We start from the raw sequence: 13,523 nt of genomic DNA on the forward strand, positions 1-13,523 counted from the left end.
TTGATATTCCTGATCCGGGGTTACGCGTTACGACCCCGGACTAACACCCGACAGATTGCCGAAATGATATGACTGCGATCGAAAAATTCAAATTTGAGCTTAACTTCGACGATGCCGATACCGTCATCCGCCCCGCTGGCGCGGAAGAGGAACACTATTCGATCAAGCGCAAATCGCAGCGAAAGAAAAGAGAAGAGGAAGAAAAAGGCCCCCCGCCGCCCCCGGCGATTTACACCGAAGAGCAAATGCAAACCATGTTGCGCGAAGCCGAAAGCCGCGCACGTGATGAAGCCTTTACACAAGGCCATGCGCAGGGGCTGACCCAGGGGCGCGACGAAATTTTGGCGTCGGTGCAAAAAACCGTTTCCGATACCGCCGGGCAAATTGCGGCCCGGCTGGAACATATTGACGAGATCCAGAAACGCGCCCACGCCACCACGGTCGAAGATGCCATCCATGTGACCCGTGCTATTGTCAAAAAGCTGATCCCGGCCTGGACACAAGGAAACACCACGCTTGAAATCGAAAATATCGTTCGCCAATGCCTGTCGAACCTGTTCGATGTTCCCAAGGTGCTGGTACAGGTTCACCCCGACATTGCCGAAGAACTGCAAAACCGTGTGAGCGAAATTGCCCGCAGTCGCGGTTTTTCCGGCCAGGCTGTTGTTGTCGGCGAAGCCAGCATTGCCACAGGCGACTGCCGGGTATCGTGGGGCGATGGCACCGCCATTCGCGACCAGGAACGGACATGGGCGGAAATAAATGCCGTTGTTGATAACGCCATTACCGCCCACCGCGAGGGATTTGACCTTTCCCACGACAATCCGATGACTGACCCCGAAATTCAGGAAAGCCGCAAACCGGAACCAGCCGCTGCTCCTGGCGTCCCCCTCCAACCGCAAGCAAATGCAGCACCGACGCCTTCGCCACCGCCCGCCGAGGCGGAAAACACCAAAACCGGGCCTGAAAACGCAAGCGCACAGGTGGCCGCAACAAACGACGAATAACACGGTAAAATGCCGGAGGGCATATGGACCCGTACAGTAATACTGATACGCCGACAGGCGAACTTGCCCCCCATAAAAAAAGATACCGCTGGCAGTTTTAAACAATAGATTGCATCACACATGTGATGACAGCGACAATGCGGGTTCGGCAGGAGCAATCCGTCCCGAAACATGCAGGAGAATACAATGGCAGACGATGACGATCTTGAACTGTCCGAACTCGATGATGACGATATCGAGCTGGAAGGCGAAGGGACTGAATTACTGGCCGGACTCGATACCAGTGGCGAGGGAATGAAAACCTCCAAAGACCTTGAAGCGGTATATGATATTCCTGTTCAGGTCTCGGCTGTGCTTGGAAAAGCAACCATGCAGGTGAGCCAATTGCTAAAATTGGGCCGTGGTGCTGTCGTGGAGCTTGACCGCAAGGTTGGGGAAGCTATTGATATATATGTTAACAACCGCCTGGTCGCGCGTGGCGAAGTGGTTGTTGTCGAAGACCGTCTGGGGGTAACCATGACGGAAATTATCAAATCAGAACGAAACTAGGCTGGTCAGAAGGATAGCTGGGAATGGCGGACGGGGGGACGAAGACGACGTTCGACATCGCAACGGTGGTCGGGCTCATCGTCGGGTTTGCGTTGGTTATTGCGGCAATTTTCCTGGGCGGATCGCCTGGGGCATTTATTGACGTACCGTCGATCCTGATCGTGATTGGGGGGACGGCCGCGATTACGGCAGTGTGTTTTGCCCTGGGCGAATTTCTCGGGGTGGGCAAAGTGTTGGCACGGACGATTTTTCATCCGTCGCGCAACCCTGCAGATGCGGCTTTGCAAATTTTGCAACTGGCTGAAATTGCCCGCAAGGGCGGTGTTCTGTCGCTACAAGGACATCTCGACAGCTTGCTAAGCGAGGAGTTTCTTTGGAAAGGGTTGTCCCTGGTTGTGGATGGCACCCCGCCCGAAGAAGTTGAAGGGATCATGCGCAAGGACATGAACGCCACTATTTCGCGCCACCAAAAAGGGGCGAGCATATTAAAAAAAGCAGGCGACATTGCCCCGGCAATGGGCCTGATCGGCACACTGATCGGCCTGGTGCAGATGCTGGGCAACCTTGATGATCCGTCATCAATTGGTCCTTCGATGGCGGTGGCACTTTTGACAACTTTCTACGGTGCTGTTTTGTCGAACATGGTGTTCATGCCGCTGGCGGCCAAACTGGAACGCAACTCGCAGGAAGAAGAACTATTGAACTCGGTCTATATGGTCGGTGCCGTTTCAATCGGACGACAGGAAAACCCCCGTCGCCTCGAAATGCTGATAAATTCGATTTTGCCACCGGCGAAACGGGTCAGTTATTTTGATTGATCCCCGACTGCCATTTTTCGGTGACAAAACAATGGTATTGCAGCAAAGACATACAAAAAGCGGATCGGAAAGAGATTAGGCAATGCAGGTATTGATCGTTGGTGGACTGGGCGGCCAGATCGGCGCAGCCAGCAAGATCGCGATGGCACGGGGCGCTTCGGTTCAGTTGGCCGAAAGCGTTACCACTGCCTTGAACATCCTGCGCGCGGGCAAGCGCATTGATCTGGTCATGGCCGACATCACCCTGGATGTTGGGGCCCTGATCACGGCCCTGTCGCGCGAACGCATCAGCGTTCCGGTCGTGGCCTGCGGTGTGGGCAACGACATCAATGGCGCTGTAAATGCGATCAAGGCCGGGGCACAGGAATATATCCCCCTGCCCCCCGAGGCAGATCTGATTGCAGCCATTTTTGAAGCCGTGACCGAAGAAAGCCATGCCCTGATCCATCGCGATCCGCGCATGACCGAAACATTACGCCTTGCCGAACAGGTGTCCCGCAGCACCGCGTCCATCCTGATCACCGGCGAAAGTGGCACCGGCAAGGAAATTCTATGCCGGTTTATCCATCGCAAATCAAACCGGGCTGACAAACCCTTTGTCGCCGTCAATTGTGCTGCCATTCCCGAAAACTTGCTGGAATCGGAGCTGTTTGGCCATGAAAAAGGTGCCTTTACCGGCGCCCAGGCACGGCGCATTGGCAAGTTTGAAGAAGCCGATGGTGGAACCTTGCTGCTCGACGAAATCAGCGAAATGGATGTGCGCCTGCAAGCCAAATTGCTGCGCGTGATCCAGGAACGCGAAATTGACCGGCTGGGTGGCAGCAAACCGGTAAAGGTTGATGTGCGCATTCTGGCAACATCCAACCGCGACCTTGAAGCCTATGTGCAATCAGGCAATTTCCGCGAAGACCTTTATTTTCGCCTGAATGTCGTCAATCTGGATATTCCCGCGTTGCGCGAGCGGCCCGGCGACATCCCTGTACTGGCAGAGTTTTTTGTGCGTAAATATTCCGAAGCCAACGACATGCCGATCCGGCCGATCAGTCCGCTGGCGATTGAACGGCTGGTGCACCATTACTGGCGCGGCAATGTGCGCGAACTTGAAAACACCATGCACCGTGCCGTGCTGATTGCCGGCCCCGACGAAATTGGCCCCGAAGCCATCATGTTAAGCGGCACGGCTCCACAACCTGCCCCGCAAGCCCCGCCGCCACAACAGCAAGGCTATGGCGCATCCGGCCCCGATCCGCGCGACATCGCCCGAAACAATGTGGCGGCGTCGGCCTATAACCCGGCATACGTTAACCAGGCCTATCGCAGTTCGGGTGCGGCAACGGGCGGCTATGATACATCTGGCAATGGCACCTATGGCGCGCCCCCCCGACAACCGGCACCGGCACCGCAAGATCCCTATACTGAAAATGCGCGTGCGGCCCCGGCGTCGGCACCAACCGATATCGCGGACGATCGCGCCGATCAGGGTGTGATATCCGAGAACGGCTCTATCACAGCGGCCCTGGTGGGTCGGACAGTGGCCGATGTTGAACGGGAACTGATTATCGATACGTTGAAACATTGTTTTGGCAACCGCACCCATGCCGCCAACATATTGGGAATATCGATCCGTACCTTGCGCAACAAATTGCGCCAGTATAACGACGAAGGGGTTAGCGTTCCGCTTCCCGGCAACGGATAAACGGATAAAACGGGTATCGACACATGCCCGGGGTACATTGCCACTGTCACAGATGGCTGACCTTTGGGCGTGATAGCGAAAAAAGCACCTTATAAACAAGGCCGGGTTTTCCCCGCCATAAATGGCAACAGACAGGAACCAAAGCGCAAAACATGGCAGATGGTCGCCAAATAACCCCTTCAGGGCCCCGAAACACCGACGGACAATCCGGCGGCAATGCCCTTATGGGGAATCTGAAAGGGCGTTTCCGTTCGGCCATGCGGCGTGGCGACATTGCCATGGCATTGGGGTTCGTTCTGATCCTTGTGATCATGATGTTTCCGCTGCCAACCTGGTTGCTCGACATGTTTCTGGCCCTGTCGATCAGCTTTTCCATCCTGATTCTGATGACCGCCCTGTTCATTCAGAAACCGTTGGAATTTAACTCTTTTCCAACGATTTTGCTGGTCGCGACATCACTGCGCCTGGCGCTGAACATTGCAACAACCCGGCTTATTCTGGGGCATGGCCATGAAGGCCCGCAGGCCGCAGGCCATGTGATTCAGGCCTTTGGCAGCTTTCTGGTCAGTGGCAATTTTGTTATCGGCATCATTGTTTTTGCCATTCTGGTCATTATTAACTTTGTCGTGATCACCAAGGGTTCAGGCCGTATTGCCGAAGTCGCCGCGCGTTTTACCCTTGATGCCATGCCCGGCAAGCAAATGGCGGTTGATGCCGATTTGTCGTCGGGCCTGATCAACGAAGAACAGGCCAAGGCGCGGCGCAAGGAACTGGAAGAAGAAAGCTCGTTTTTCGGGTCGATGGATGGTGCGTCCAAATTCGTGCGTGGCGATGCCGTTGCCGGTATTCTGATTACCTTCATCAACGTGATTGGCGGCATTATCATTGGCACGGCCCAAATGGGGCTAAGCCTGAATGAAGCCACCGAAACCTACACCATCCTGACAGTCGGCGATGGTCTGGTATCACAGATCCCCGCCCTGATCGTTTCAACCGCCGCCGGGTTGCTGGTTACCAAAGGCGGGATGGAAGGGGCAACGGAAAAGGCCGTCTTTGGCCAGGTTTCGAACTATCCTGCCGCGCTGGGCATTGCCGCTGCCATGATGGGCGGCATGTCGCTTTTGCCCGGTATCCCCATGATCTGGTTTATGGGGGCGGCAATCGGCATGGGTTATCTGGCCTGGAAACTTGGCAAAAACAAAGACAAGGCCGCCGCCCTTGTGGTTCAGGAAGCCAGCGATGCTGCCGCCGATGCCGCCGCCCCGCCCGCCGAAGAACCCATCGCCAACGCCCTGCGCATGGATTATGTCCGGCTTGAACTCGGCTATGGCCTGTTATCGCTGATCAGCACCGAACGCGGACAGAAACTGACCGATCAAATCAAGGCCCTGCGGCGCCAGATGGCAGCAGATATGGGTTTTGTCATGCCCAGTGTGCGCATCCAGGACAACATGCAGCTTCCGGCCAATACCTATGTGGTGCGGGTCAAGGAAATCGAGGCCGGACGGGGCGATTTGCGCCCCAACATGTTGCTGATCATGGATCCGCGCGGCGAGGAAATCACCCTGGCGGGTGAAAAAACCATCGAACCCACCTTTAACCTGCCCGCCATGTGGGTGGAACAGGGCATGAAGGAAGAAGCCATGTTCCGGGGCTATACGGTGGTGGACCCGCAAACCGTGATCACCACCCATCTGACCGAAGTGGTCAAGGACCATATGCCCGAACTGCTATCTTATGCCGAAACGCAAAAGCTGCTCGACGAGATGGAAGACGAACAGAAAAAACTGGTCGAGGATATTATTCCCAGCCAGATTTCTATTGGCGGGGTTCAGCGTGTGTTGCAGGCATTGCTGACCGAACGCATTTCGATCCGCGATCTACCCACCATTCTGGAAGGGATCGGCGAAGCCACCGCCTTTACCCGCAACCCGACCTTCATGACCGAGCATGTCCGTTCCCGTCTTGCCCGCCAGCTTTCTGACAACAATTCAAACGCCGATGGCGTTATTCCGCTTGTCACCCTGTCGCCGGAATGGGAACAGATTTTTGCCGAAAGCCTGGTCGGAGCAGGCGAAGAAAAGCAGCTATCGATGCCGCCTAGCCAGTTGCAGGAATTTATCAACAAAGTGCGCACCACATTTGAACGCCTGGGCATGATGGGGGAATCCCCCGTTTTGCTGACCAGCCCGGGCATTCGTCCTTATGTGCGATCCATTGTGGAACGTTTCCGCCCGGCAACGGTTGTCATGTCGCAAAATGAAATTCACCCCAAGGCGCAATTAAAAACAATGGGGCAAATTTAATGATCGGGCAAAAAGGGGCGCGCCATGCGCCTTAAAACCTTTACCGCCCCCACCATGAGTGCCGCGATGGCACTGGTCAAAGAGCATATGGGTGCGGATGCCATTATTGTATCGACCCAGGATATTCCCGGTTCCGGGGTACGCCTGACAGCCGCCATCGACAATGAACCCGATTTTGAGATCGGCCATGGCACCGGCATTGATGACAGGGCCGATGCCCCGACGCAAAGCGAACTGATCGAGGAAGTCGAACGTGCCTTAATTCGCCATTCAGTCCCCGAACGATTGCGCCTGCGCCTGTGCGATGCCATGGGCCGCGAACGCACCCCGGGCAATGCGCAGCAATTGCTGGCCAGTGCGCTTGACGAAATATTTGAATTTGCCCCCCTTCCCGAAAAAAGCAGCCCACGGGCGATTGCCTTTGTCGGCACACCAGGGGCGGGAAAAACACTTTGCGTTGCCAAGGCCGCCGCACGGGCCGTCATGAAAAAACGCCGGGTTGCGGTTTTAACCAGCGACACCCGACGGGCCGGTGGCGTAGACCAATTACGCGCCTTTACCAAAATTCTGAAAATTCCATTGGGAATTATCAAATCCCCCGAAGACCTGCGCGAACAGTTTGATGCCGTCCGCGGGGCGGATCTGGTGTTTCTCGACACGGCAAACTGCAACCCCTATGTCCAGGCCGAACTTGCGGTACTGGGCGAACTTTTACATGCCGTTCCCAGCGAACCCATTCTGGTTTGCCCGGCCGGTGTTGATGCCGAAGAAACAGGCGATATTGCCAATGCCTTTGCGGAATGCGGAACAACCCGAATGCTGATCACACGCCTTGATGTTGCATCCCGACTGGGAGGCGCGTTATATGGTGCGGACACAGGAAACCTTTCCTTGTGTAATGTCAGCATGACCGCCCAGGTTGCAGACGGGTTGACAGCCATTAGCCCGGTCGCACTGGCAAAGTTGCTTATGCCTGCCAAACACACCCACAAGAAAAAGAGTTTCGCCGAGGTCATGAAATGACAGCCACATCTGATGCCACCCCAAAACAGGCTGGACGCACCAAGGGACGCAATGTCATTGCCGTTGCTTCGGGAAAAGGCGGCGTAGGAAAGACCTGGTTTGCCATTTCGCTGTGTCATGCCCTGGCTTTGCATGAATTAAAATCGCTGCTGTTTGACGGTGATTTAGGCCTTGCCAATATCGACATTCAGTTAGGCCTGATGCCCAAGCATGATTTGGGCGGGGTTATTTCCGGGCGCATTGCGCTACGCGATGCCATTACAACCTTTGAAGTTGGCGGCTTTGATATTGTGGCCGGGCGCAGCGGGTCGGGCACATTGGCCAACCTGCCCGCCAGCCGCTTGCAGGCCCTGTCCGATGATTTGCTGCAAACCGGCAAATCTTATGACAAGGTGATCATCGACCTTGGTGCCGGGGTGGATCAGGGTGTTCGCCAGATGACCAGCCTTGCCAATACCGTAATTGTGCTGACCAATGGCGACCCCACCGCTTTGACCGATGCCTATGCCTTTATCAAGGTCACACATATGACCCGGCCCAAGGCCGACATCCGTGTGGTGGTTAATCTGGCAAAAGACAAAAAGGAAGGCGAAGCGATCTATGCCAAACTTCTCAAGGCCTGCGAAGGATTTTTAAAAATCTCTCCGCCGCTTTTGGGCGTGATCCGGGCGGATAGCAAAGTATCGGAATGCATCCGCAGCCAGACACCGCTGCTCACCCGTCATCCCAATTCCATTGCCGCACAGGATATTGAAGCAATCGCAACCAGGCTGATCGAAGGATAACAGCAGCATGGCAGAAATCAGCCCCCCTGTTGCCTCTGTCTCCGGTGCCAACGCCACTGGCAGTGGTGCAGCAGGTGCGGGCAATGCGGGCACCAGTGCGGTTGTTCAAAATCCCCCCGCGGCCCTTGCCAGATTACCGGTCGACAGCCTGATCCAGGCGACCATCCAAAGCAAAAACGGCGCCGAAGTCACCCTGCAAACCAGTGCGGGGACTGTCACCCTGAAACTGCCACAAGCCCTGCCTGCCACTATGAATGATCTGGTTTGGGTGCGCATCATGCCCCAAACCGGTGCCGATGGCAGCAGCAGCCTGCGATTGCAGGTATTGCCGCAAACAGTGCTCAACACCGCTGGCGGTGCAGCTTCAGGGGCCAGTGCCGGGGCCAGCGGGGCTGCGGCACCCGTTACCCCCAATCCGGCTCCGTTGGTTCCCGGGCAAAGTTTTACCGGTGTTACCACCACCAGCCTGACCTTTCCCGGCGGCAGCACCCTGCCTGCGGGCAGCCAGATGCAAATGGTCTTTATCGGCCCCGGTGCTGCATCACCGGCCCAGGCCGCCAGTTTTCTGCCCGCCGGACACATCGCCGGACAAACGGCACCGGCAAACATCGCCAACGCCGCCAGCACCAACATCCTTGCCGGGCAGGCCGGGCAAACGGGGCAGGTAGCAGCGGCCGCAAATATCACCGGAGCCCGCCCGCCTCTATTGTTAACCGGCACGGTATTGCCCGCCAACAGCCCCGAAGCCCGTATGTTGCCCGACGGGTTTACCGCCCTGCGGACCAATGCCGGTATTATCGGCGTCCGGCTGCCGGTCCCTGCCCCGGTTGGCGCAATGCTGTCTTTTGCGGTTGATGCCACCAGTGCCGCCGCCGCCCGCATTCCCCTGCCTGTCATGACCGAGGGCGAACTTCTGGCCCGTGGCCAGGCCGCCAGCCTTAGCCACAACTGGGACAGCCTGCAACGCGCGATTGCCGCCCTTGCCCAGGCGGACCCGCAAGCCGCACAGGCCCTGCTCAACCAAATCCCGGCAGCCGGGCCACGCCTGACCACCACCATGATGTTTTTCTTTACCGCCATGACGGGTGCAACCGGGTCTGCCAAAGGGTGGCTGGGCGAACGCACCATCAGCGCACTTGACGGTCGCGATGGCAAAGATGCCGGGCTGGGCAAAAAACTGGACAATGATTTTAACATTCTGCGCAACATGGCCAGCGAACCGCGTTCAGATGGCTGGCGGGTGATGGCGATGCCGTTTCATATGGGCGAACGCATTGAACAGATGCAACTGGCCTGGCGACACGGCCACGGCGAAGAAGACGACACATCGAACCGCAAGGCCGATGATGCGGGAACCCGGTTTTTGCTGGATTTGTCTTTTACGCGGCTGGGTCATACCCAGCTTGACGGGCTGGTGCGCAAGGAAACCCAGAAATTTGATTTGATCGTGCGCACCGAAAATGCCCTTGATGGCCCGCAGCGCGACGATATTCGGGCCATTTTTCATCAGGCTCTGGCGATTGCGAAACTGGGGGGCGCGCTAAATTTCCAAAATGGCAGCCGCTTTGTCGCGGTCAGCCCCGACCCGGCATCAACCGGGCCGCAAAAACGCGGGTTCGAAGCCTGAAACACAAAGCACACCACAATAAAGTACATTGCCGGTTAACGGCATTAACCCTGGCGCCGCTGGCATTAAAGCACGTTTCCTTTAATACGCCGCTGCCACTATGCTGCTTGATAATATATCTGGATCAGGAACAGGCCCATGCTGGAAATTTTTGAACGCCGCAACTTGCTGCAAACCGAAGCCAACCCCGGCATTCAGTTTGATTACGTTGTCACCCTGCAAAGCGAACTTCACGGTGCGAAAAATGTTTTCCCGGCGCAATTAAGCCTCCGGTATGTGCCGGACCGCTTGCTTTTGAAATCCGACTGTCTGGCAGCATATTTTCAGGAAATCGGAACCATAACCTTTGACAACCTTGAACAGGCTGCCGTCCTGCTTATGGAAGATTTCAACAACGAACTGGTGCCGCGCTGGATCAATATGCGGTTAAACAAATACACCGCCGACAACGACACAGTACACCATCACGAAGCCACCCTGGAAGATCGCCAGCCCCGCTGGCACAATACCCGCCTGCTGGAACGGCTGGAACGGTATTAAAGCAGGTTAGCGAAACGGCTGACCGTGAATCCAGATGGACAGGGAAAACCGCGTCCCGGCCACAGTCGGCGCGACACGGTGCAAAACAAAACTGGGAAATAAAATAGCGCTACCGCGTGCCATGGGCGCATCAATCACATGTCCGGCCGGGTTAAGCTGCAACTGCCCGCCGTCATAATCAGCCGGATCGGAAAGCTGGATCACCATTGTCAACTTGCGTCGGCGTGCCACATCAGATGCGCCAATATCGCTGTGCCAGTCATAATGCCCGCGCTGGTCGCCTTCATAACGGGCGATCTGGGCATTTTCGGCAAAATCGGTCAGGCCGAAATCAAAACAGGTTCGGTTGGCGGTTGCCACCAGATCAATGATCCGGCGCATCACCTCGGGTTCCTGTTCTTCGTTGAACCAGCCGATTTGACTGCGGCGAATATGGCTGGCCGATTGCCCCTGCACCAGCCCGCCTTCATCAAGGCGGTCGTTGAAATTGGCAATCAACCGGTCGCAGGTTTCAACATCCAGTGCGTCTGGCACAACCAAAGACATTTCGTCAGGAAACATATCGCCAGGACTCCAAAAGCACCCTGTTGGTGCAAGCGCCGATCTATACCGCTTTTTCACACCTGACCAGCGGAAAAAACGGATACCGGACACATTTTTAACAGCGCAAATTCAGGGCAATAGCATCATACCCCTGTGTCGATTTTTAGACAGATGCCAGCCTTGATCGGTGTGCTTAGGGCACGATGACATCGTCGTTTTGCGCCATCAGTGTCAATATCGGCCCGCCGGTGGCGCTGGCGTCGTCGGGGTCGTGGGTGACCAGCAAGGTGGGCAAGGCCTGTTTGCGGGCCTGATCAAACACAAAGCGGCGAAACTGATCGCGCAGGGTTGCATCAAGTTTGGAAAAAGGTTCGTCAAGCAACAAGGCACGCGGTTGCGACAGCAAAACCCGCATCACCGCCACCCGGGCCCGCTGCCCGCCCGATAATGTTGCCGGGTCACGGTCGGCAAAACCTGCCAGATCGGCCGTTAACAGGGCCTGCTCTACCGCGTCACGGCGCAGCCCCCGGCCCTTGATATGCGCAGGCAAGGCAAAAGCCAGATTGCCCCCCACCGATAAATGCGGAAACAGCAAGTCATCCTGAAACAGAATACCGACATGGCGGTCTTGCGGGGCCAGGGTATCGATCTGCGTGCCATTTAAAAAGACACGTCCCACGGCATCAAACCCGCACGCCAATGTACCGCACACATATGCCAGCAAGGATGATTTGCCAACACCGCTGGGGCCCATCACAGTAACGATCTCGCCTGCCGCAACCGTCAGGTTGACATCGCATAATTGTTGGCCCCTTACCGAAATGCGAACATCATCCAGCGTAAGGCCGGTGTTTTTATCGGGTTGTTTCATAGACCACCCTGCATACCACGACGGCGGCGAAACAGGGTTACGGGAATAATCATGGCGATGCCAAAGCCGATAAACGGCAAAATGGTTTGCAAAATACCGTAAATACCAATCATGCGCCGGTCATTGCCCGCCGCCAAGGCCACCGCATCGGTGGTAAGGGTGGCAAAGCGCCCGGCACCAATCAGCAATGTCGGTAAATATTGCCCGACACTAACGGCAAAGCCAACCGCAATGGCCACCAAAACGGGCCGGGTTAATAACGGCAAAATCACCTGCCAGAACACCCGGTCGGGCGATGCCCCTAAACACAAGGCGGTTTGGCGATACCGCGTATCAAGGGCGCGAAACGGGTCGGCCAGTGATAAAAACACATAGGGCAACACAAAAATCAAATGGGCCAGCACCACCGACACCAGCGTGCGTTCCAGCTCCAAAAAACTGAAAAACACCTGCAAACCAAACATGAAACTGATTTGCGGCATCAGTAAAGGCACATAAATCAGCCACAAGGCCCCGCGTCCGGGCCGGGCACCGTTACGCTGTTCACATTCCAGGCAGGCCACCACCAAAATAATCGCCAGCAACACCGCCGCCCCGCCAATGATGATGGTGTTGATCATCCCATCGCCCAGCGCAGGCAATTCGCGCAGCCATAATTTTACGCTCCATTGCCCCGGCAGCATATCGGGGAAGCGCCAAAACCCGGCAATACTCCATAGCGCCAAACCGGCAATGCCCAACAACACCAAGGCAGCACTGATCCCCGCCAAAGCCGCCGCCGCCACGCGCGCGGCCCCCTCCTGGCGATAGCGCCCCCCGGCCTCGGCCCAGCCACGCCCCGCCCGGGCGACTGTTTTTTCACCCACCCACCACAGGACAATCAGGCCGACAACCACGCCCAACTGAACAAGGGCGGCGGCCGATGCCATAAAGCGCATCGATAAATCCGGGTCGGACACCCAGTGTAAAATACGCACCGCCAACGGGGCCGGTGTGGTGGGGGCCAAAATCATCGCCACATCAACCACCGACGCCGAATAGGCCAAAACCGCAAAAACCGGTAATTTGATTTGCGGATAAATACGCGGCAACACGGTTTTAAACCAGCCCGCTATGCGCCCATATCCCAGGGTTAACGCAATATGGCGGGTGCGTTCGACATCGGCCTGGGGCAGGGCCCCCAGCGTCATCAAAAACAAAAATGGTATTTCCTTTGCCACCAGCCCAACCACCAGCGCCAGCCCCCAGCCATCTTGCACGGTGATAATATCGGGTGGGCGGTCCCAGCCGCCAAGGGCGGCAAAACCCCGCATGATCCAGCCAGACGGGGCAATTAAAAAGGCAATGCCAAAGGCCGCTGCCGCATGGGGGACCGACAAAATCGGTGCCAATACCCGCTGCATCAGGCCAAAGGCACGTGTGCCCTGCCATGCCGCGCAAAAAAGCATGACCACACCAAAGGAAATCCCCGTTGCCAACAGCCCCGTCACCGCCGATAACCTTATTGAAATCAGCAATCCCGGCTGCGCCCATAAAGCCTGCCACGCCGACAGCGACCATTGCCCGCCACCCAAGGCCGGTAAATAGCCAAAAGCAGGCAACACCGTGCCCAACAGCCCGGCCAATAACGGCCCGACCATTAAAAACACGGTTAAACCCGGCGCATATTTTAGCAGCTTGGGCACAGATCCCCCGTCACAACAAACATACGCCTGGCACAGCCGCGCGGGACCATTTGCAGCCACAACAATGGCACGA

At 56.5% G+C, this 13,523-nt stretch carries 12 protein-coding genes; 9 read left to right on the plus strand and 3 right to left on the minus strand.

Features of this window, described 5'->3' with window-relative positions; genetic code table 11:
* Positions 1-68 precede the first annotated feature (68 nt).
* The 9 genes from AAC086_RS16010 to AAC086_RS16050 all read left to right on the plus strand — a co-directional run bounded on the left by AAC086_RS16010 (position 69) and on the right by AAC086_RS16050 (position 10,351).
* Positions 69-1,007: a FliH/SctL family protein gene (locus AAC086_RS16010; protein ID WP_339780134.1), complete on the plus strand. Its 939-nt coding sequence runs from the start codon at positions 69-71 to the stop codon at positions 1,005-1,007.
* Positions 1,008-1,193: 186 nt separating this feature from the next.
* Entirely contained in the window at positions 1,194-1,556 is a 363-nt protein-coding gene (fliN, locus tag AAC086_RS16015) for a flagellar motor switch protein FliN (protein ID WP_073953552.1), read from the plus strand.
* Between the two features lie 23 nt (positions 1,557-1,579).
* Positions 1,580-2,374, plus strand: a complete 795-nt coding sequence (locus tag AAC086_RS16020) for a MotA/TolQ/ExbB proton channel family protein (protein ID WP_339780136.1) — start codon at positions 1,580-1,582, stop codon at positions 2,372-2,374.
* A gap of 82 nt (positions 2,375-2,456) precedes the next feature.
* Positions 2,457-4,070 (plus strand): sigma-54 dependent transcriptional regulator, encoded by a 1,614-nt coding sequence (locus AAC086_RS16025; protein WP_339780137.1) that lies wholly within the window; start codon positions 2,457-2,459, stop codon positions 4,068-4,070.
* Between the two features lie 224 nt (positions 4,071-4,294).
* A complete protein-coding gene (gene flhA / locus AAC086_RS16030; RefSeq protein ID WP_339780138.1) occupies positions 4,295-6,376 on the plus strand; it encodes a flagellar biosynthesis protein FlhA in 2,082 nt (693 codons plus the stop codon).
* A 24-nt stretch (positions 6,377-6,400) separates the two neighbouring features.
* The gene (locus AAC086_RS16035) at positions 6,401-7,399 is read left to right on the plus strand and encodes a GTP-binding protein (RefSeq protein WP_339780139.1); all 999 of its coding nucleotides are present in this window, start codon (positions 6,401-6,403) and stop codon (positions 7,397-7,399) included.
* Positions 7,396-8,184 (plus strand): MinD/ParA family protein, encoded by a 789-nt coding sequence (locus tag AAC086_RS16040; protein WP_339780140.1) that lies wholly within the window; start codon positions 7,396-7,398, stop codon positions 8,182-8,184. Before AAC086_RS16035 ends, AAC086_RS16040 begins: the two co-directional genes overlap by 4 nt.
* A gap of 7 nt (positions 8,185-8,191) precedes the next feature.
* The gene (locus tag AAC086_RS16045) at positions 8,192-9,811 is read left to right on the plus strand and encodes a hypothetical protein (RefSeq protein ID WP_339780142.1); all 1,620 of its coding nucleotides are present in this window, start codon (positions 8,192-8,194) and stop codon (positions 9,809-9,811) included.
* A gap of 138 nt (positions 9,812-9,949) precedes the next feature.
* Positions 9,950-10,351: a hypothetical protein gene (locus AAC086_RS16050; protein WP_339780144.1), complete on the plus strand. Its 402-nt coding sequence runs from the start codon at positions 9,950-9,952 to the stop codon at positions 10,349-10,351.
* Between the two features lie 6 nt (positions 10,352-10,357).
* Here AAC086_RS16050 and AAC086_RS16055 read toward each other — a convergent pair whose 3' ends face one another.
* From AAC086_RS16055 to AAC086_RS16065, 3 genes are all read right to left on the minus strand, one after another.
* Positions 10,358-10,912: a 2OG-Fe(II) oxygenase gene (locus AAC086_RS16055; protein WP_339780146.1), complete on the minus strand. Its 555-nt coding sequence runs from the start codon at positions 10,910-10,912 to the stop codon at positions 10,358-10,360.
* A 175-nt stretch (positions 10,913-11,087) separates the two neighbouring features.
* On the minus strand, positions 11,088-11,765 hold the full coding sequence (locus tag AAC086_RS16060; RefSeq protein WP_339780148.1) for an ATP-binding cassette domain-containing protein: 678 nt from the start codon (positions 11,763-11,765) through the stop codon (positions 11,088-11,090).
* The gene (locus tag AAC086_RS16065; protein WP_339780149.1) at positions 11,762-13,450 is read right to left on the minus strand and encodes an ABC transporter permease subunit; all 1,689 of its coding nucleotides are present in this window, start codon (positions 13,448-13,450) and stop codon (positions 11,762-11,764) included. Before AAC086_RS16065 ends, AAC086_RS16060 begins: the two co-directional genes overlap by 4 nt.
* Positions 13,451-13,523: the final 73 nt, after the last annotated feature.

Source organism: uncultured Thalassospira sp. (genome assembly GCF_963976115.1).
Taxonomy (GTDB): Bacteria; Pseudomonadota; Alphaproteobacteria; order Rhodospirillales; family Thalassospiraceae; genus Thalassospira.